General features: G+C 51.7%; 21 protein-coding genes. 4 read left to right on the top strand and 17 right to left on the bottom strand.

Annotated elements, in window-relative coordinates; genetic code table 11:
• Nucleotides 1-27: 27 nt before the first annotated feature.
• The 10 genes from selB to HW443_RS03655 all read right to left on the bottom strand — a co-directional run bounded on the left by selB (nt 28) and on the right by HW443_RS03655 (nt 9,186).
• Nucleotides 28-1,179 (bottom strand): selenocysteine-specific translation elongation factor, encoded by a 1,152-nt coding sequence (gene selB / locus HW443_RS03700; RefSeq protein WP_176237913.1) that lies wholly within the window; start codon nt 1,177-1,179, stop codon nt 28-30.
• A 22-nt stretch (nt 1,180-1,201) separates the two neighbouring features.
• Complete coding sequence (selA, locus tag HW443_RS03695) at nt 1,202-2,620, bottom strand: L-seryl-tRNA(Sec) selenium transferase (protein WP_176226231.1); 1,419 nt, start codon at nt 2,618-2,620, stop codon at nt 1,202-1,204.
• Between the two features lie 245 nt (nt 2,621-2,865).
• A complete protein-coding gene (locus tag HW443_RS03690) occupies nt 2,866-3,516 on the bottom strand; it encodes a redox-sensing transcriptional repressor Rex (RefSeq protein WP_176235598.1) in 651 nt (216 codons plus the stop codon).
• A gap of 139 nt (nt 3,517-3,655) precedes the next feature.
• On the bottom strand, nt 3,656-4,672 hold the full coding sequence (locus tag HW443_RS03685) for a class I SAM-dependent methyltransferase (protein WP_258188923.1): 1,017 nt from the start codon (nt 4,670-4,672) through the stop codon (nt 3,656-3,658).
• A 305-nt stretch (nt 4,673-4,977) separates the two neighbouring features.
• Nucleotides 4,978-6,069, bottom strand: coding sequence for a redox-regulated ATPase YchF (gene ychF, locus HW443_RS03680; protein WP_176235600.1), 1,092 nt, complete (start codon nt 6,067-6,069; stop codon nt 4,978-4,980).
• On the bottom strand, nt 6,069-6,308 hold the full coding sequence (locus HW443_RS03675) for a DUF951 domain-containing protein (protein WP_176235604.1): 240 nt from the start codon (nt 6,306-6,308) through the stop codon (nt 6,069-6,071). The genes ychF and HW443_RS03675 overlap by 1 nt, the downstream gene beginning before the upstream one ends.
• Before the next feature lie 207 nt (nt 6,309-6,515).
• On the bottom strand, nt 6,516-6,908 hold the full coding sequence (locus HW443_RS03670) for a toxin-antitoxin system TumE family protein (RefSeq protein WP_176235601.1): 393 nt from the start codon (nt 6,906-6,908) through the stop codon (nt 6,516-6,518).
• A complete protein-coding gene (locus HW443_RS03665) occupies nt 6,905-7,210 on the bottom strand; it encodes a hypothetical protein (RefSeq protein WP_176235602.1) in 306 nt (101 codons plus the stop codon). The genes HW443_RS03670 and HW443_RS03665 overlap by 4 nt, the downstream gene beginning before the upstream one ends.
• A 114-nt stretch (nt 7,211-7,324) precedes the next feature.
• On the bottom strand, nt 7,325-8,818 hold the full coding sequence (locus HW443_RS03660; protein WP_176235603.1) for a rhamnulokinase: 1,494 nt from the start codon (nt 8,816-8,818) through the stop codon (nt 7,325-7,327).
• Nucleotides 8,819-8,898: 80 nt separating this feature from the next.
• Nucleotides 8,899-9,186, bottom strand: coding sequence for a hypothetical protein (locus HW443_RS03655; RefSeq protein ID WP_176236720.1), 288 nt, complete (start codon nt 9,184-9,186; stop codon nt 8,899-8,901).
• A gap of 166 nt (nt 9,187-9,352) precedes the next feature.
• Here HW443_RS03655 and HW443_RS03650 point away from each other — a divergent pair, with 166 nt between their 5' ends.
• Together HW443_RS03650 and HW443_RS03645 are read left to right on the top strand one after the other, a co-directional pair.
• Nucleotides 9,353-9,577, top strand: coding sequence for an AbrB/MazE/SpoVT family DNA-binding domain-containing protein (locus HW443_RS03650; RefSeq protein WP_176235916.1), 225 nt, complete (start codon nt 9,353-9,355; stop codon nt 9,575-9,577).
• The gene (locus HW443_RS03645; protein WP_176235917.1) at nt 9,574-9,996 is read left to right on the top strand and encodes a type II toxin-antitoxin system death-on-curing family toxin; all 423 of its coding nucleotides are present in this window, start codon (nt 9,574-9,576) and stop codon (nt 9,994-9,996) included. The genes HW443_RS03650 and HW443_RS03645 overlap by 4 nt, the downstream gene beginning before the upstream one ends.
• Before the next feature lie 55 nt (nt 9,997-10,051).
• Here HW443_RS03645 and HW443_RS03640 read toward each other — a convergent pair whose 3' ends face one another.
• The 3 genes from HW443_RS03640 to HW443_RS03630 form a co-directional block, all read right to left on the bottom strand.
• Nucleotides 10,052-10,273 (bottom strand): YtxH domain-containing protein, encoded by a 222-nt coding sequence (locus HW443_RS03640; protein ID WP_176235918.1) that lies wholly within the window; start codon nt 10,271-10,273, stop codon nt 10,052-10,054.
• 93 nt (nt 10,274-10,366) lie between these two features.
• Nucleotides 10,367-10,759, bottom strand: a complete 393-nt coding sequence (locus HW443_RS03635; protein ID WP_176232127.1) for an FprA family A-type flavoprotein — start codon at nt 10,757-10,759, stop codon at nt 10,367-10,369.
• A gap of 198 nt (nt 10,760-10,957) precedes the next feature.
• On the bottom strand, nt 10,958-11,767 hold the full coding sequence (locus HW443_RS03630) for a PHP domain-containing protein (protein ID WP_176235919.1): 810 nt from the start codon (nt 11,765-11,767) through the stop codon (nt 10,958-10,960).
• 461 nt (nt 11,768-12,228) lie between these two features.
• Between HW443_RS03630 and HW443_RS03625 the strand changes: the two genes are divergently transcribed.
• Complete coding sequence (locus HW443_RS03625) at nt 12,229-14,271, top strand: [Fe-Fe] hydrogenase large subunit C-terminal domain-containing protein (RefSeq protein WP_176237912.1); 2,043 nt, start codon at nt 12,229-12,231, stop codon at nt 14,269-14,271.
• Nucleotides 14,272-14,274: 3 nt separating this feature from the next.
• Nucleotides 14,275-15,822 (top strand): ATP-binding response regulator, encoded by a 1,548-nt coding sequence (locus HW443_RS03620; RefSeq protein WP_176233161.1) that lies wholly within the window; start codon nt 14,275-14,277, stop codon nt 15,820-15,822.
• On the opposite strand, the gene HW443_RS03615 is transcribed toward HW443_RS03620, so the two are convergent.
• From HW443_RS03615 to HW443_RS03600, 4 genes are all read right to left on the bottom strand, one after another.
• The gene (locus tag HW443_RS03615; protein ID WP_176237911.1) at nt 15,819-17,246 is read right to left on the bottom strand and encodes a Ni/Fe hydrogenase subunit alpha; all 1,428 of its coding nucleotides are present in this window, start codon (nt 17,244-17,246) and stop codon (nt 15,819-15,821) included. The two genes, HW443_RS03620 and HW443_RS03615, sit on opposite strands and share 4 nt — an antisense overlap.
• A gap of 101 nt (nt 17,247-17,347) precedes the next feature.
• Nucleotides 17,348-17,899, bottom strand: a complete 552-nt coding sequence (locus HW443_RS03610) for an NADH-quinone oxidoreductase subunit B family protein (protein ID WP_258188922.1) — start codon at nt 17,897-17,899, stop codon at nt 17,348-17,350.
• The gene (locus tag HW443_RS03605) at nt 17,896-19,446 is read right to left on the bottom strand and encodes a 2Fe-2S iron-sulfur cluster-binding protein (protein WP_176236723.1); all 1,551 of its coding nucleotides are present in this window, start codon (nt 19,444-19,446) and stop codon (nt 17,896-17,898) included. The genes HW443_RS03610 and HW443_RS03605 overlap by 4 nt, the downstream gene beginning before the upstream one ends.
• 79 nt (nt 19,447-19,525) lie before the next feature.
• The coding region (locus HW443_RS03600) for an FAD-dependent oxidoreductase (protein WP_219857222.1) at nt 19,526-20,214 on the bottom strand (689 nt) is incomplete at its 5' end.

The raw sequence follows: 20,214 nt of genomic DNA, 5'->3' as shown, positions 1-20,214 counted from the left end.
TGGCCAGAGCGGTAAGGATAAACAAGATCAGCCTGGCCGCCCTGGAGGCGGTCCTCCGCCGATAGTGGTAATAGGGGAGTAGCTTCGGAGGACAAACCTGTCCTGGTATCTCAGAACCAGGGGCTCGATCATTCTGATCTGAACGTAAGCTTCCTGGCCCGGTTTTATGGACTCTCCCTTGAAAATAACCCAATTTTCATGCGACGTGGTGCGCCGCGGCGCATGGGCGATTCCATCGATGATAACCATTCTGGCTTCCGTCTCCCGGGTGCCGTGGTAGATTCGCACCGGAGACCTGTTGCGATACCCCCTGCCTACATCTTTCAGAATCCTCACCCGGGCATCAAAAACATAAGTAATGCTAAAACTAGCGGGCGAGACAATGACGTCTCCTCTACTCAACTCATCCCTCTTCGCTCCCACCAGATTCAGAGCGACCCGCTGAGCGGGAAAAGCCCTGGGAACGGGTCGGTTAAATACCTGGATGCTCCTGACTCTGCTGCGTAGTCTACCGGGCAATACTTCCACAGTCTGATCAACTTCGATGGTTCCGGACCACAGGGTTCCTGTAACCACTGTCCCTATACCACTCAGGCTGAAGACCCGGTCTATGGGCATGCGGAGAGGAGGGTCTATCTCCTTGTCAGATCGGACCGCTGACAGCTCATCCAGGAGACCAATGAGCACGTCCACGTTCTCTCCGGTCCGGGAAGAGACGGACACAAGAGGAGCATCCGCAAAGGCGGTATCTCTAAGGAAATCTCTTATCTGTTCTTCGATCAGTCCCTGCCACTCCTTATCTACCAGATCAATCTTGGTGAGAGCCACCACCAGCCTCTTTATACCCAGGAGTTCCAGAATGGCCAGGTGCTCTCTGGTCTGGGGCATGACCCCATCATCGGCTGCCACCACCAGAAGGCCTATATCCACTCCGGTAGACCCCGCCAGCATGTTCTTAACAAATCTTTCGTGACCAGGCACGTCAATTATGGCTACATTGCGGCCACTGGGAAGTTTAAGCTCGGCAAAACCGATATCTATGGAGATGCCCCGTTGTTTCTCCTCCTTGAGCCTGTCCGTGTCGGTGCCGGTCATCCTCTTGACCAGTTCAGTCTTGCCGTGGTCGATGTGTCCGGCTGTCCCGATAATAATATAGGGCGAAAAACTATCTTCTCCCACTTTAATCTCTCCACTGGTAAAGTCAGTCCCCGGATGATATCTCTTTAATCACCTTCACCAGGTCATCTCGGTCAGAGGGCAAGAGAGTCCTAAAGTCGATCAGAATTCTGTCCTCCTTGATTCGGGCGATGACAGGAGGATGGGAGAGACGAAGCCTTCCCTCCATCTCTTGGGCCGATAGATCTTTGGAGAAGAGAGCCAGAGCAGCAGTCTTCAACTCCAAAAGAGGGAGGGCACCTCCACCAATTCTGGAGACTTCATCCTCCACAGAAAAAGTAATCTTCGGGCTCACCTCATGAGTGAGGATTTCCTTCAATGCTTCAGCCTCGGCTTTTAGCTCCTCGTATGACCTGCATATCATGGCCAGGGTGGGAATCTCTTGTACTGCCCTGGCCGGATCAAAGTAAAGTCTCAGGACCGCCTCCAGGGCGGCCAGGCTGATCTTGTTTATCCTTACCGCTCTGGCCAATGGATGTTCTTTGACTCGTTCCACCAGATCCTTCCTGCCTAGAATCATCCCCGCCTGAGGTCCACCCAGGAGCTTATCGCCGCTGAAAGTTACTATATCAGCTCCAGCTTTAACACAGTCCCTGACCTTAGGATCTTGCTCAAAGCCTCTCACATCAAGCTGGGTCAGAACTCCGCTCCCCAGATCGTACATCACTGGTAGACCGAACTCTCTGGCCAGGCAAACCAGCTCTTGCAAAGACACCTCCTGGGCAAATCCGACAATCTTGAAGTTGGAAGTATGCACCTTTAGAAGAAGGGCCGTCTCAGAGGTTATGGCCCTCTGGTAGTCCTCGATCCTGGTCTTGTTGGTAGTTCCTACCTCCACCAGCCTGACTCCACTTTGCCTCATGATCTCAGGAATACGAAAACCTCCTCCTATCTCCACCAGTTCTCCCCGGGATACAATAACCTCCCGGTCCTGGGCCAAAGCGGTAAGCACCAGCAGAACGGCAGCCGCATTGTTGTTGACCACCAGGGCTGCCTCCGAGCCGGTGAGAGTGGTAAGAAGGCTCGCTACGTGAGTCTGTCTGGAACCCCGCTGACCCTGGGACAGATCATACTCCAGATTGGTATAGCTTCTGGCAGCCATGGCCATGGCCTCAACGGCTTCCTCAGGCAGTATAGACCGTCCCAAATTGGTGTGAACTACGACCCCTGTAGCATTAATCACTCTCCTCTGACTGAAAGTAGTTACCTTCTGGACCAATTTCTTGACCAGCGGAATAAGATCTTTTGCCTCCAATTTCAAGTCTTCCAACTGGCTCAGGTCCTCCAGAGAGAGAATGGTTTCTCTTAGTTCGTTTATTATGATCCGCACAGCATCGACTACCAGTCCCCGGGGGTGCATCTCCAGGAGTTCTGCTATCTCCGGAAGTATCAGGACTTCGTCAACAGCGGAAAGCTTTCTCAGGTATTCTTGTTTTTCTGACAAAGGGGTCTCCTCATGAAACCCTCATGCCACCACTGGCACAAAGGAACATGAAAATTAAGATGCATTTTCAGAGGAAAAGGATAACATGACGTTCCTGTAAAAAGGGCCCAATTTCCGCATTTGGCCCATCCTCCGAATCTAAATCTGGCGGCAAATCGACTCAAATCTGGTTTTTGCACTTATGCCACAACATTTTTTTACAGAGGAATAAAGGCTATGCTCGCTAACTGCTACTAAAGATGAGCTTAGCCAGCCGCAGAATATCCCTGACCTTTTCGACTCAGATAATAAAGGGTGTGTAATAATTTTTCCACGGGATCTGTAGTCTGGACGATTACCCCTGAAGGAACTTCAATTCTGACCGGAGTATAGTTAAGAATCACCTTGACCCCGGCATCTACCAGGAGATCCGTCACTTCCTGAGCTGCCTCTGGCGAGACAGCCAGAATAGCAGTGGCTATTTTATGTCTTTTGACGACATTTTCCAATTCCCTAATGTCTTTGACTACCAGATTGCCCACTTTTTGCCCGATTCTTTCAGGATCGTTATCGAAGATGGTGGAAATGACAAAGCCATGCTTTGGAAGAGGATCGTAATTAACAATAGCCGTACCCAGATGGCCGGCACCTATTAAAGCTATTCTAGTCTCTTGCTGAGCTCCAATGATCTCATTAAACCGGGTAATCAGACTTTTAATGTTGTAACCGACGCCCCTCTTACCTACCACCTTAAAGAGGGAGAGATCCCTCCTGATCTCGGCACTGTTGACGCCAGCGGCATCGCTTATCTCCCGAGAGGAGACCGTTGTTCGTCCTACTTCGTCCAATTGGACCAGGTACCTGAGATAAGCCGAAAGCCGATGTATTACGCCAGAAGGATAAATCTTTTCCTTCATTCTTCATCTCCTATCCTGAAAATAGGTTTTTCATTCTTTCGTGGTGCCGCTGTAGGCGGCATGAGTGACTTGTAATTGAATTAACTTGTTGCAAATTTATTCTACTATTGAGCCAGGGTTTTGGCAATTTGTTTATCAATCAGGGGAGTCTGAAATCGTAGATGAGGCCTCTTTTGGCATAAGCTCGATGGCAACTCTGACATCTGACCTCATTCTCCCGCTCCAAGATATTCTGAGACAAGCAGGCTGGACATTGAAAGGGAGGCTGCCAATAAGGCTTATCCTCCATCTTTGGAGACCCGGAGGGTAAGTGGACCGAATATGACCCATAAAAAGGGCTCCGCTTCCCCCCATGGTCTGGAGACTCTTCGTCTGGAGACTGGGAACTCCCCGCTGATAAAGCTGTTACCCGGATAAAAATACTGGGTCCGAAACGCATCAGACCTAGAGGCCTCTGAACTAAGGAGTCCAGGAGGGTTAATTTGTGAGAACCAAAGAAGGACTTAAGAAAAGCCTGCCGAAAGTTTGAAACACTTAGAACTTCCTGGATCTTGAAGCCGCTGTTCTCTAATGTGATTTCTATGTACCGGGGGTGGTAGTTAAGAATTCTGTCTCCCACCGGAGACGGTTCCATAGTAAAGGGACTGCGGTGGGGTCTACGAAACACAAACCTGAGTATCTCTTTAAAGTTCCTTTTGTTAGCATATTCCAGAATAAACCTCCCCCCATCCTTCACAATCCGTCTGGTTTCCTGAAAAAAGGCCAGGGGATCCTGTAAATGATGAACTACTCGAACGCAGAGGGCATACTCAAAGTATGAATTAGGGAAAGGAATATTATAAACATCGGCCGCCACCAGGGTCATTTTCTTGATATGCTTACGCAGGAGCTCTTCTTGGGCCCTCTCCAAATTCTTCAAGGAGTAGTCTAAAAGGACCACCTGCTCAAATCTATCCAGGTAAGCCTTGGCCAATCGACCAAAACCTCCTCCCAGATCAATAAGAGAGGTCCCCTGAGCCGGGAGTAGTTTTTTAAGAGCCTCGAGCTCGACTCTCTCCTCGTATTGCCGGCCCTCTCCCAGCCAGAAGTCGGTCAGATAGTCATAATCGTGGTCGTAGTCAACAGGCTTATGCGCTTTGGTCAATTTTACAAACACCTCCGGCAAGAAAGCCCATCCCTTTAGGGGTGGGATGAATGGCCTCTTGTTTTTTGCTCCCACTGTGCTATCATTCTTGTGGCACTTTGACAACGTATGGCGTTATTGCCACAATCCTGCGCAATGTAAAATGTTGTGGGTAGGTCTTGAGAACTTTAAGGATTCTCCAGACCAAAAAGTATCAGGGAGAAATCCCTGTAGTGGCCGCCATGGCACCGGCCTCAGGTGTTAGATTCAACTGGCACCTGTGTTGCTCGGGTATCCGAGAATCCCACGGCTTTAGTCATGGGAGTGTCAACCGCTCTCTACACAGCAAACCTGAAGTAAGTCACATCCCCATCCTGCACCACGTAATCCTTGCCCTCCAGACGATAGATGCCCAATTCTCTGGCTCTGGGCACAGATCCAGCAGCCAGTAGGTCACCATAGGATACCACCTCTGCCCTGATAAACCCTCTCTCCATATCCGAGTGGACCTTACCCGCAGCCTGAGGAGCCCGGGTACCCTTATTGATGGTCCAGGCCCTCACCTCCGGCCCCACTGTAGTGAAGAAAGTAACCAGATCCAGAAGTTTGTAGCTGGCCTTGATGAACTGGTCCAGGCCGGACTCTTCCAGCCCCTCTTCCCTCAAAAACTCCTTCCTCTCCTCAGACTCCAGTTGAGCCAGCTCGCTCTCGAATTTGGCCGCCACTATCACTACTTCTGCCCCATTGTCTCTGGCCTTGTCGAATATCTCCCTCAGACGTTCCTGGCTCTTTTCGTCCAAGGCATCTTCTGAGACGTTAGCTACATAGATCGTAGGCTTCCTGGTCAAAAGACTCAGTTCCTCCATCAGCTTTTGCTCATCTTCATCCAGAGGTAGAAGCCGGGCCAACTTGCCCCTCTGCAGATGTTCCTTTATCTTCTCTAGCCCCTGGACCCGCTTTTTGGCCTTCTCATCTCCGGACCTGCCCGCTCCCCGGGCCTTATCCAGGCGCCTCTCAACCACAGCCAGATCAGCCAGCAAAAGCTCCGTCTCCACAATTTCTATATCCCTCAAGGGTGATAATTCTCCCTCCACGTGAGAAATATCTTCCCGCTCAAAGCACCGCACCACCTGGGCGATGGCATCGGCCTCCCGGATTTTGGCCAGAAACTGATTACCCAGTCCCTCCCCATGACTGGACCCCCGCACCAGGCCTGCCACATCCAGGAACTTTATGGTCGTGGGGACAGTGCGCTGAGGTCTGATCATCTCGGATAGCCGCAAAAGCCTCTCATCGGGAACTTCCACCACTCCGATGTTGGGCTCAATGGTACAGAAAGGGTAGCTGGCTACCTCTGCCTCAGCTCCAGTTAGAGCGTTAAAGAGAGTCGTTTTGCCTACATTGGGAAGGCCTACTATCCCAATCTGCATCAGACCTCTCCCTCCAGGTTTCCATCCAGACTATCCCCATTTCTATCAAGACCATCCAGATGGCCTCTGAATCGGCGATCGAAGTCTCTTCGCAGCAACCTGACCTGGCGCCCGCACTTCTGGCATTGGAGACCGATATCCATTCCCAGCTTGATGACCCGCCAGTCATTGGCACCACAGGGATGAGGCTTTTTCAGCTTAACCTGATCGCCAACCTTGATGGGAACTATCCTGATCATAGAAACCTCATCGAAGATAGCCACTAAAGACAACTATGGAAAGGATTAGTATCTTTTTCTGAACATCCTTCTCAGAAGATTATAGAAGGAATGGGAACAAAGGGCAAAATCGTATCCACAGGACTTGAAGGTTGCATCTGCATATGCTTGAGGTATAGAAACGACCCCGCCTTTAGTGAACTCCCCGAGGAAAGTGCTGAACCACATTTACTGCGACATTTCTTCCTGAATGATTTCCAAAACTTCTTTAAGAGTTACCTGCTTTGAAGAGACCACTCCATTTTCTAAATGTCTGTGATGCGGGAAACTGGTGACCTCCTTATGGTGCGGCGCGTTATCCCATCTACTTAGGAGATTTCCCCTTCCATCTTGCCAATGGAAGCTGTAGGTATTGACAACAGGTTCTTCTCTGTCTATGGTTACGTACTCGAATATCTCAAGGATGCCTTTATTACTTAACATGGCTCTTATGCGAATAAAGCCTTCTTTTTCCTTTACCACCTCTCTTAAAATGTCAAAGGAGCCAATAGATGGCTCCGTAATTAACAGGTACTTCACTTCGTCAAAATAGGCAGATACAGAGGGATTCTCTTCGCTCAACTTGTTAACACTTTCATTCTCTCTCTGAGTCTGTTTGCCATGTCGCAAAGGGCGTACCACTCCAGGTAATCGGCATGGTCTCCTAACTCTCCGGTCCGGTATCTGGCTAAGAACTCGTCACAACCTATCTGGTATTTTCCTTCGAACGCCTTGATGCGGCTCTCAACATCATCAAGATCTTGACTCAGTTTTTTTGACTGGTATCTGTAAAGCTTATCTACGGTTCGCTCCACTACTTTATCCTCTATACCTGACTTAACTAGCTTTTCTATGCTTTTAAGCTTTAATAAGATGTCTTCCATCAGAATTCACCTCACAATTCTTTGGTCAAGATTGAGGAACAAATGCTCTAGTTTTTTAATTATAACACTAAACATCTTAGAGCGGTTGGAAGGTAGTAGTGTTGGAGAAAGAGCCTAGACCACGAGGTTTTTGTATCTTTCGTAGGCTTCATTCCATAAATCAACGTCTTTGGGTTCATAATGGTCGAGCTTTGAAGAAGCTATAATAACCTCTCTTGCTTCTTTAATGGAGGATAAATCGCCAGTAGCTATTAACTGGAGCATAAGATTACCATTGGCAGTAGTCTCGGCAGGCCCTGCTATCACTGGTAGCCCTGTAGCATTGGCTGTCCACTGGCTCAAAATCTTATTTTTAGAGCCCCCTCCTACAAGGTGGATAAGCTCCACCTTTTTACCCAGACATTCTTTTAACTGCTCCAGAGAAACTCTATATTTTAGAGCCAGACTTTCAAAAATAGCTCTAGATATTTCCTCTCTACTAAGGGGAATCTTTTGATGGGTATTTTTACAAAATTCAATTACATTTTCACTCATATCAGTAGCCTTTCTAGCAAAAATGGCGTTGTCAGCATCTATGAAGGAAGCCATAAGTGGTGCTTGGGAGGCTAAACTACAGATCTCTTCCCAGGAAATTTCTCGCCCGTCTTTAGCTTCCCAGGCAGAACGACACTCCTGGATGATCCATAATCCAGTAATATTCTTTAAAAACCTATAAGTTCCGGCTACGCCTCCTTCATTGGCATAACCCTTTTCATAGGCCTTTTGGCTGAGAATAGGCTCGTTCACCTCTACTCCCATAATAGACCAGGTCCCACTGCTTATAAATGCCCAGGTCTTACCAGAATCAGATTTTACAGGCACTCCTGCTACTGCTGAGCCAGTATCATGGCAGGCAGGGGCTATTACTGGTATGAAGGGGAAGCCAGTTTCTTGGCAGATTTCGGGAAGTAGATTTCCTATCACCGTTCCAGGCATTACAATTTCTGGCATGATTTCATAGGGTATATCCAGCCTTTTTAACAGCTCCCTGGCCCATACTTTGTTTTTCTGGTCATACATCTGGCTGGTAGTAGCAATAGTAAATTCCCCTATCTTCTCTCCAGTTAAGAAATAGTTGAAAAGATCCGGCATATGAAGCATTAAATCTGCTATTTTCAGTAGAGGAGATTTGGATAGGACCATGGAGTAAATATGATATAAGGTGTTGATTTCCAGAGTCTGAGCACCGGTCATAAAGAAAACGTCTTTGGGGGGAACTTTGGAGAACACCTTTTCCATCATACCCGTAGCTCGTTTATCTCTGTAGTGAACTGGATTGGAAATAAGAGCCCCATCTTGGGAGATTAAACCAAAGTCAACCCCCCAGGTATCTATTCCTATCCCGTTTAAACTGCCACCACTAACTTTGACTGCCTTTCCTAAGCCCACCTTCAACTCATGAAATAGCTTCAGTATGTCCCAATACAATGTGCCATTTACCAGCACCGGTATGTTCTCAAAGTTGTGAATCTCTTCCGTTACTATAGTTTTACCATCAAATCTGCCCAGCACTGCCTTTCCATTGCTGGCACCAAAATCAAAGGCAAGATAGTTTTTGGTTTTGGCCATGGCAACCTCCTGGTATGGTGCGTTGTACAAAAGATTAAGAGACGATGGAGCCAGGGAGACACCGAGAGAAATTGTTTCAGCTAATTTGGAAGCTCCCTTTTGTAGAGCGCTCTTAAATCTTCTTTAAGATCGTCCAGTCTATAGGTAGAGGGAATGCACCGCTCCTGGACAGCATCTACGATCTCATACAAGGAATCGCCCATGCACCGCGGCGCACCACATCGCATGAAAATTGGGTTATTTTCAAGGGAGGAGACTTCGGCCAGCTCGGCAGCCCTCTCTTTAGTGATACCTCCCTCTCGGTAGAGCTTGAGGGCGTGCTCCAGCTTCCAACGTCGTACACCCTCAATGAGAAGTTTTCTTGTCACATTGGCCTTCTCAAGATGTTCCTCGTGAGCAATTTCCCTTTTGCTAGCAAATGTTAGTAGTTAGTACATGCTACATAAATATAAGCTAACTCTCTACTCTTATCAAATGTCTTCCAAATGGTATCCCAAACTTGAAATTGTGACAACATGTGTATATACTTAAGACATGAAAACTGTCAAAGTGCGCAAGATTGGCAACAGCTACGGTATAACCTTGCCCAAGGAAGTAGTGGAGCGTTATCACTTGCTGGAAGGGGAGACCGTCCAAATCATCGAAGGCCAGGATGGTTTCACTGTGACACCCTATGATCCCGAGTTTCTCGCCTGGGCCAGGGCTTACGAGCGAACCAACACAAAGTACCGGGACACCCTGAAGGCCCTGGCTGAATGAAGGCTCCTCGTTACATCCCGAAGGCAGTGGTCCTTATGTTTCAGGAGGACCTCATTAGAAGGTATGGGGGTTCACCCGGACTGAGGGACGAGGGACTTCTGGACTCAGCCTTGGCTCAGCCTCAGGCGACGTTCGGCAGTAAAGAGCTTCATAGTTCCCTTTTCGCCAAAGCCGCAGCGTACTGCTACCACCTTTGTCTTAACCATCCTTTTGTTGATGGAAATAAGCGATTGGCTCTTGTAGTTACAGACACATTTCTTCAAAGGAACGGATATGAATTAACTGCTTCTGAGGAGGAAGCCTTTCGAGCTATCAGCGATGTTGCCGCGGGTCGAATGACCAAGAAGGAATTGGCGCAATGGGTTGAGCGACACTCTAAGAGGCTCAGGCCCTCGGAACCTGGAATACTAGAGAAATAGGACCTTGAAGCAAAAGATTATCGCTTACTTCTCTGACTCTTTTTAGAAAAACTTGCTACTCCTCCTGCAGTCCTTCCGTGTAACTCTCTACGGATTCCACGAAATCAGAAATTCTTTCTTCTATGGTCTGGCAGGCATCCTCACATAGACTTTGGCACCTTTCTCTGAGAATTTGCCTTGTCTCCCGGCCAGGCCGAGGGGCAGTCAAAAGACCTACTGCCAGCCCCACCCCGAAGGCGATAACCACGCTCACAAGTCCACCACCAACTCTTCCCATAACTGAAACCTCCTTTTCGCCTGGTTCACCTGGTTGCCTTATTTTAACTTTGCCCTCGGGAGTTGTAAAGTTTTCCGGCCGAACGTGGGAGTCTCAGCAAGGCGCAATAAGAACTTGGACAGTGACGCCCCTTAACTCTGTGTCAATGCAGCATTCTCTGTCGGTCAGCGCATCTCCCCTCTTCCATGCCGATAGACTCTCCTTTATCTTTTTGGAGATCTGCCTTCCTAAATCAACTATGTCCAGAATATCTTCCTTTCGCGGTGGTCCATTGACCTCTACAGCCCCAACAATTTCGATCTTGGATGTCTCCAGTATTTCCTGAATTTGTTTTACTGCACTTCCAGCCCATCCATATGAACTCAACACGGCTGCAAATCTGGTAGGCGGCCGTAAAGCCTTAATTAGATGGGCAGTATATACAGCCAGCGGATGTGCTCCGGCCAGCACCGTGGGTGCCCCGAGAATTATGGCGCTGGCATCCACCAGATCTTTGGCGATTCCAGTCTTTAACTCCTACCCAGTAGACATTCTTGGTTATCTCAACCAGGTTTGGCAAAGATTCCACGAGAGTCCCTCCTATCTTAAGACAGTTTGTCGGTACTTTTCCTGGCTTAGTATATCACAAAACATCTGGTTCAGGAGTCGTAGTGTTGATCTGAAAAGGGACCGCTTTGAATGGAGTTAGACCAAATCTTGACCGCCTGGGAGCTGTCCGTACCCCAGTACCCCTCTCCCATCCCTTCCCACACTAGCCAGGATCAACTCCTCAAAGGAGGGCTCGGCCATGGAGAAAACGGTCATACCCAGACCGATATCCTCCAGCCGATGGGCATCGGAGGCTTGAATGATAACCCTGGACCCCAGAGAGGGAAATCTCTCCCTCGCCGCCTGGCAGCTAATACGAGGTGAGATCTCCACCGCTGGCAAATCTACATCCTGGGGAAGAAAGCCCAACTGAGTCAGGAGGCCGAAGGCAGGCCGATCCACATGTGCAGGGAAACAGAAACCCCCGATCTCAGTTATTCTCCTTACGGCCTCCTCCAGAGAGAAGTCTGTCGCGGCAAAGAGAAAGCGATGGTTCTTACCCAGAAACCGTCCCTGCTCGTCCACCACCAGTTGGACTCCAAAGACCGCCTCATCATTAGCCAGATGAGGGAGAGCTTCATAGACCTCCTCCTGCCAGCATAAGAGAGATATTAGCTCCGGAAAGAGGGCTACCAGATGAACCTCTTCCCGGGTACATAGTTCCATGCCCGGAAGTACCGTTAAACCGGTACCCTCGGCAGCCCGCAGGACTGCTCCCGCGTTCTCCCCTGAATTGTGGTCGGTGATCGCAATGAGATCAAGACCTCGCTGCAGCGCCGTGCGGACGATAAGAGGGGGAGCCATACGGTAGTCGGCACAGGCCGAGAGGACCGTATGGATATGGAGATCAGCACGTACCGGACGGAGCGTGGGCTGCCCCTTCCTTAACTTGACTCTCTTGGCCATCCACTCCCCTCCATATGCAGTCCCTCTCCACACCGGATAAAAGACACTCTCCTGGATGATACCACGATCTACTTTCGAGTTTTGTTGCCTCACTGTCCTGCCTCACGTAGGAATGTATTCGGAGGGGTAATCGTCCCTTAATCGGTGGGTGGAGGCTTTAATAGCAATTAAGGTGCTGGCTCATGTCCATTGACCAGGACTTTTGTCTTGCCTGCTCTAGATGTTCAACAATTCACACCGATGTTTAGGACAGTCACCAAAAGGGTGATCGTTGCCGGCCAAGGACAAACATGCTATAGTTATATACGTGAAAAATTGAACAAAGACCTTCTCTCCTGAGTTCCTGTGGTGGATTGCTCGTGGACATAGACCGGTCTGTCAGGTGGGATGCTCGCCTATCTCCTCATGAGCGGCTACAGATGGGGCAGGAAAAGATTTAAGAAACCCTAGAGAGCGAAAAGGTGCCCACAAGAGGTATAGTAAGAACCATAAAGGCGAAGTGTCGTCGCTGTTACACGTGTATCCGAGGCTGTCCAGCCAAGGCCATCAAGGTGGAGGAAGGACAGGCCAAGGTCCTGGAGGAACGCTGCATCACCTGTGGCAACTGCGTGAAGGTGTGTTCCCAATCAGCTAAAGAAATCTACTCCGAAATTGAACTGGTAAAGGAACTGCTGCAGGATGCCGTCCCTGTGTTCGCCACTCTCGCCCCCTCCTTCCCTATCCCCTTTCATCCTGCCAAGCCACGCCAGATAGTGACCGCCCTGCGCAAGCTGGGCTTTCAAGAGGTTCTGGAGGTCGCCTTTGGAGCCCAGTTGCTGGGCCGCGAGTATTACAAGTTATTTAAAGAAGGTCGTCAGAGAACCGTTATCAGCACTCCCTGTCCCGCGGTAGTCTTCTACATAGAGAAGTATCTTCCTTCTCTTATCCCCTACCTGGCTCCCCTGGTATCACCCATGATCGCCCTGGGCCGGGTGATCAAGCAGAAGTACCGACCTCAGGCCAAGGTGGTCTTTATCGGTCCCTGCATTGCTAAAAAGGCAGAGATACGCGATCCCCCAGTGGCCAGCGCCGTGGATGCTGTTCTTGCTTACGACGAGTTACGCTCCCTCTTCGCCCAAGACGGAATCGAACTCACCCGGCTGCCCGAAACCGACTTCGATGGGCCACGACCGGGGGTTGGCCGCCTGTTCCCAGTGTCCGCCGGGCTTCTTAAGACCGCCGCTCTACGGGCAGACATTCTGGAGAACAACATCATGGTTGTGGGCGGAAAGGACAACGTCCTTCAGATACTGAGTGAGCTCAGCCAGGACGCCATCAAAGTGGAGTTTCTGGATATCCTCTTTTGCGAGGGTTGTATCAATGGGCCGATAATTGGGAATGGATTTAGCCGTTTCTCGCGCAAGGAGATAGTTACCAACTACGTGCGCCACGAGCTAACCAGACAAAGACAGGAGGACATAGAGAGCTTCCTGGACGAGTATGCTTGTGTGGATTTACATCGTGGCTTTACCAATCGCGCCATAAGCCTCCCCATACCTGGCCAGAAGGAGGTCAAAGCCATCTTGCGCCGCATCAAAAAGCTGGGCCCGGAGAACGAACTCAACTGCGCGGCCTGCGGCTATCCCACTTGCAGGGAGAAGGCTATCGCCGTCTATCAGGGACTGGCCGAGGCGGAGATGTGTCTTCCCTACCTGATCGACCAGCTAGAGGAGAGTTTGAAGGCTGTACAGAAGTTCAGCCAGGAGCTGGAGCGAGCCCAGACCCAGCTTATCCAGAAGGAAAAGCTGGCCAGCGTGGGAGAACTGGCAGCAGGAGTGGCCCATGAGCTCAATAACCCCCTGGCTGCCATCCTGCTATACGGCCACCTATTACTGGAAGAAGTCAGTGCCGAGGACCCCCACTTTAGTGACCTCCGTACAATCACGGAAGAAGCTGACCGGGCTAAGAAAATCGTAGCGGCTCTTCTCGACTTTGCACGCCAGAGAAAACTGGATCTGCAGCCAACAGATCTGAACGTGCTGTTGGAGGAGACCCTCCAAGTCTTGAAGAAAGAGTCGCGCCTGGAGAACGTGAGGCTGGTGCACTACCTGGATCCCCGACTTCCTCGCCTCCTAGCCGATCATTCCCAGTTGCAGCAGGCGTTCTCCAATCTCATTATCAACGCCTGTGAAGCCATGCCGCAGGGTGGAGACCTGACTATAGTCACGGCGCCAGTGGAGGACGGAGTACTGATCGAGTTTACAGACACGGGTTGTGGTATCCCCGAGGAGAATCTGAGCAAGATCTTTACCCCTTTCTTTACCACCAAGAAGCCGGGGCGGGGCACAGGCCTCGGGCTAGCCCTCGTATATGCGATAATCAAGATGCACGGAGGGCAGATCAGCGTGCGCAGTAAAGAGGGCAAGGGGAGCACTTTCTCCATTATCCTGCCTCACCACCCCCCTCCCCAGATTGAGGAGAGCCAAGGTCTCCTTTTGGAAACAGACCGAAGAGAAGAGGTCTAGAAGATGCCAGAGGCCCTTAAGGTAAGGAGTAGAGACCCTCAGGAGTCATTAGCAGAACCTGTTCCAGCCTCCATCCTGGTAGTGGATGATGAGCCCGCCGTCCGGGAGGGCTGCCGCCGGGTACTCTGCCGAAAGGGATATCGCGTGGAGACTGCTGCTGGAGGAAAGGAAGGCCTGGCCAAGGCCAGGCAGGATCACTTTGACCTGATCCTCATCGACATAAAGATGCCTGACATGGACGGGGTAGAGTTATTGCAGGCAGTGCGCAATCTGAGTCCCGACACGGTCTGCATCATCATCACTGGCTATGCTACCTTAGAGCTGGCAGTTCGGACTACCAAGCTAGGAGCCTACGATTTTGTGACTAAGCCTTTTACCCCCAATGAGCTCCTGGGAGTGGTAGAGCGAGGTCTGGAGGTACGCCGGCTCACTCTAGAGGCAAGGAGTCTGGCCGAGGAGCGAGACCGTCGGCTTCTAGAGATCGCTACGGAGAAGTCTCGCCTGCGTACCATCATTAATTGCCTGGCTGATGGAGTGCTGGTGATCAACCGAGAGAGACAATTGGTTCTTTATAATCCGGCCATCCTTACCTTGTTGAGCCTCAAGGAAGCTCCCCGGCTGGGCCAGCCTTTTGAGCAGTACCTCCCTAACCCAGAAATGGCCACTCTGCTAGCCGAATCTCTCTCTTCCCCGGATTCACAGTACTCCCGGGTGGCCCGGGAGTTCAGCCTGGATCCAGAGGGCAAAACAGTAGTGATGGCTAACGTGGCCGCAGTAAGGGACGAGAACGGCCAGATTCTGGGAGCTGTCCTGGTCCTGCGGGATATTACTCAGCTCAAGGAGCTAGACCGCATGAAAGCCCAGTTCATAGCCATGGTAGCCCACGAGCTACGAGCTCCTCTGGCCGCCATTAAAGGCTATTTGGACCTCATCCTGGGAGACACAGTCCGGGATCCTGCCCAGATCCGCCATATGCTTGAGCGCTGCAACCAGAGAGGGGAGGCTCTTCTCGCTCTCATACAGGACCTCCTGGAGGTCTCCCGCCTGGAGGCAGCACGCACCTTTCGGAGGATCGAGCAGCTTCCTCTGGCGGACATCCTGCAGTCGGCACTGGAGCTGGTGAGCCCTCAAGCCCGGACCAGGAAGGTCAGTATAACCTGTGAGCTACCCGCTGAACTCCCCCTCCTTCAGGCCGATCGGGAGGAGATGATCCGCCTTTTTACTAACCTCCTTAGCAACGCCATTAAATATAACCGGGAGGAGGGAAAGGTATGGGTAGAGACCAAAGTGGAGGAACCGTATGTCCGAATCGACATCTCAGATACGGGGGTAGGTATTCCCAGGGAAGCTCTTCCTAAGCTGTTTCGGGAGTTCTTCCGCCTGCGTACTCCGGAGACCAAATATGTCACCGGAACGGGCCTGGGTCTGTCCATCGTGAAGAAGATTGTGGATGCTCATGGGGGTAGGGTGGAAGTGATCAGTGAACTGGGTGAGGGGAGTACCTTCACCGTCTACCTTCCCCTTCCCGAACAGGTGGGCAAATCTACTTAGAAAGACCGCGAGAGCTCACCTAGAAACTCGCCCCGGGAGGAGATCAACTGGACCTTTAGGGGCATCTCTCCCAGAGCGTGGGTGGAACAGGAGAGACAAGGGTCGTAGCAGCGGATGGCTGCCTCCACCCGATTGAGCAAGCCCTCTGTGAGCTTGCCTCTCCGAATGTACTGCCTGGCCACTACCTCTACAGCTTTACCCATGGCCCAGTTATTGTGTCCAGTGGCCACAATGAGGTTAACTTTGGTGAGCTTCCCTGTCTCATCGGTCTTGTAGTGGTGGATGAGAGTACCCCGGGGAGCCTCGATTACTCCCACACCCTCTCCAGTGATCTGATCCGAGTTACTCAGAATATCGGTGGAGAGAATCTCCGGATCGTGCAGAAGCTCGGCAATTCTCTCCGCTGCATAGAGATCCTCGATGAGCCGGGCATAATGGTAAAGCATCGAACCCTGCAGCATCCCGTCGCTGAGGGCCTTGAAGCGCTCAAACTCTTCCTGGGCCAGGGGTGTACCCACACTGTCCACCACGTTCAGACGCCCCAGAGGACCCACCCGATAGCTGCCCTGGGGCCAGCCCAGAGCCCTGTAGTAGGGGAACTTGAGATAAGACCAGTCCTCCACGTGCTCAGCAATGAGGGAGAGGTAGTCAGTCGGGTCGTGGCGGTCAACTATAGTATTTCCATTCTCATCCTTGATACGAATGCTACCGTCGTAGAGCTCTAGAGAACCGTTATCATCGACCAGCCCCATATAGGCGGAGGGGAAAGAGGCAAAACTCCAGACCAGCTCCTGGTTCTCGTCGTACCAGTCTCTGAAAAGTTTCAACGACGAGAGGATCATGGGGGTCGCCTCTTCTACCTCCTTCAAAATAACATCGCGATCCGCCGGGTGAAGTGCTGAGTTCACCCCGCCTGCTACGGCAAAAGAGGGGTGGACTCGTTTACCCCCCAGTCTCTCAATAATGCTCTGGCCAAACTTGCGCAACTTTACTGCCTGGAGAGCCAATTGGGGGTGGCTTTCCACCAACCCCAGCAGGTTTCGCTTCGCGGTATCGGCTTCCATGCCCAGAAGAAGGTCGGGCCCGGCCAGATAGAAGAAGTGCATGGAGTGGGACTGGACGAATTGGGCCATATGCATAAGCTCTCTCAATAGCCGGGCAGGCCGTGGAATCTCCACTCCCAAGATGGCGTCGCAGGTCTTGGCAGCAGCCAGATGATGACTCACTGGACAAATGCCACAGATCCGCTGGGTGATCATGGGCATCTCGAAAAACATCCTGCCCTCACAGAATTTTTCCAGACCCCGAAACTCGTTCACGTGGAAGTAGGTACAGGCTACCTCTCCCTCATCGTCAAGGTGAATGGTGACCTTGGCATGCCCCTCAATGCGGGTTACAGGCTCGATAGTAATCTTCTGAGACACGGGCAATTTCTCTCCTTCCCCCAATATCCTGGTTTAGTACAATATCCTGACTCAACTGCTTCCCCACCTCTGTACTCTCCCCCCAGCTACGCTCGATCCTTTCAGTCGTAGCGCAGCTTGTCGCCACTGAGAACAGGCTTTCTTCCGGCGAGGAGTTCCTTGAGAGTAAAGCCAATGGCATCCGCCGAAGGGGGGCAGCCTGGAAGGTAGACGTCCACCCGAACAACCTGATCTACTCCTTTCACCTTATGCAGAGGTACGGCCAACTCCTGGGAATTAGGGATCTTCCCTCCCTCCACACTCTCGGCCTCCACATAAGCCCGTTGCAGGGCCGTCTTCAAGGAGATCAGGTTGCGCAGTGCCACCACACCACCAAAAACAGCACAATCCCCAATGGCTATCAGGATCTTGCACCGGGCGCGCGTCTCCCTGGCTACCTCCTCGTGGGAGGTATCCGCAACAGCTCCTTCCAGAATCCCAACCTCAACCTGGGGAGGATGTTTAAGATCCGTGATGGGAGAGGAGGTAAGCTCCAGGTTCTCAGTGAGTAGCTTCACCAGCTCCTCATCCAGATCCAAGATAGACATGTGACAGCCAGCACATCCAGCCAGCCATTGGGTGGCAATCTTTATCCTGCTTGTCTTCTCGCTCACACCATGCTCCTTTCCTTCATCTCCTTTAACACTTCTGTCGGAGAGGTGTAGTGCTTTTCAAATTCCAGGCGAGCTGCCAGTTCGACAAGAAGCTCCCAGTCATCCCGAACTCCTGGAGGAGGAAGCAGTGCTGAAGTCAGGAGCCTCAGCTCTCCTCGAAAATCGGTGAAGCTTCCTTCTTTTTCCGGCCAGACCCGAGAAGGCAGAACCACCTGGGCAACTTCCACAAGAGGCGAGAGATAACTCGTCTGAAGGAAAATATGAGGAATCCGACGTAGCTCAGACAGAGAGAGAGTTTCTCCTGACTCCTCTCCCAAGAGAATATAAAGAGTCTCGAGGTTCTCTGGCCATCTTATCTCGTTCAGGCCCAACTTCTCGGCGCCGTAGCTATTAGCAGCTCGCAGGACTGCCTTCCGTCGGGCAGGATCGGCCGTCCCGTTCGAGCTAATGAGCCCCGGCGGTATCTGGCCCCATATCTCTTCCTCCGAAAATCCGGACCCCACAGAAAGTACCCCCACCTGTTCACCATGGAGAACCTCCTGGAAAAGCCTCCGAAATAGATAGAGGGTCTCATTAGTAGATCGTTGGGACACCAGAGCTCCCAGAGCTCCGCCTGTCTTCTCTCTGGCCTGGCGGAGCGTAGTGGCCACCACCTCCAGAACCTCCTCCCAACCAACTTCTTCCAGGTATCCATTTCTCCTCATCAGGGGAATACGGATCCGTTCTCTCCGCCCAAGGAGAGGCTGGTAACGACCGCGGACACAGAGAACTCCCCGATTGACCTCGGACGCAAAGTCTCCCCATATCTGCACTATGTGGTTGGACCGCACGAAAAGCTCCACCCCACACCCCAGGGCACAGCTACCGCATACCGTGCTCACTCGACGGCACTCCTTAGTTTTTCCCCGATAGGTCTTGATCCGATCGAAAAGGGCCCCTGTGGGGCAGACTTGAACGCAGGTCCCACAGGAGATACAGGTGGATTGAGAGAGAGCCTGGTCCATATCTACGCTAACCATGGTACTAAATCCCCGCCCCTTCACCCCCAAGGTGCGGTTTCCCACCAGGTCGGCACAGGACCGGATACAGCGGCGACAGAGGACGCAGCGACTGTGATCTAACAGCAAATAGGGGTGGGAGGAATCTAGAGCAAGCGGAGGATATAGGAATGGATAGCCGAAATGATCAATCCCTGCACGATAGGCCAGAGATTGGAGCTCGCAGTCCCCGGAAAGTTCGCAGAACATACAGAAGTGGTTACGCTCAGAAAAGAGAAGCTCCAGCGTGGATCGGCGTAACTGGTTCAGTCTCTCCGTGTCCGTCCAGACCACCATCCCTTCCCTGGCGGGAGTGGTACATGCAGTATTCAGCCCTCTCTCTCCTTCAATCTCCACAATGCACATGCGGCAGGTCCCCTGGTCAGACAGACCTTCCATGTGGCAGAGGGTGGGTATGTAGATGTCGTTTCTCTGGCATACCTGAAGGACAGTATCTCCCTTCTTTCCCTGGACCTCAATGCCGTTCACAGTCAATCTCAGCTCTTCCATCAAATCTCCCTTCTCCTATTCTCCCAAGCCGCCTCTAGCCTGCCTTGCTCGGGAACAGCGTACGCTCCGTCTCCTACCTCTAGCCCTCGGATAGACTTACCGTCAGGAGTTCGTCTTTCCGCAAATCCTCTTCGATCAAAGAAACATACTCCAGGTCACAGCGGAGACAGCGCCGGGCCTCAATCTGAGCAGCTTCTTCAGAGAGACCCTGTTCGATCTCCGTAAAATTGCCCTGGCGCGACTCCTTTGGAAGTTCGGGCATAGCTGTCCTTTTCACCTTTCCATACTCCTCAAGATCGTAGGTGAGCTCTGCCGTCATATAGGGACCCAGTTTCTCCTCCAGAGCGAGTTCCCGTCCCCGCAGATAGTTGTCTACAGCCAGGGCTGCCAGGTTCCCCTGGGCCACAGCCTCCACCACCGTGGCCGGGCCGATCACAGCATCGCCTGCGGCGAAGACGCCCGCATGGCTTGTCGCCAGATCATGCGATACGGTCAGAGTACCATCCCGATTTACCTGTACCTCTCCCCGCAGGCAGGAGCTCTCTGGAGTTTGACCAATAGCGGAGATGACTACATCTGCGCTCATTCTGAACTCACTCTTCTCCACCGGTATGGGCCTCCTCCTCCCGCTGGCATCGAACTCCCCAAGGGCCTGGTGCAAGCACTCTATCTCCTTCACCGAACCGTCCCCCAGGACGCGTACGGGGTTAGTCAGGGATTTCTCCCTAGAGGATCTCTTGGATAAAAGGGGGTTCGCCGCCGTAGTCC

This window comes from Candidatus Hakubella thermalkaliphila (assembly GCF_013281975.1).
GTDB lineage: Bacteria > Actinomycetota > Humimicrobiia > Hakubellales > Hakubellaceae > Hakubella > Hakubella thermalkaliphila.
This window is presented reverse-complemented; position numbering and strand designations above follow the sequence as displayed.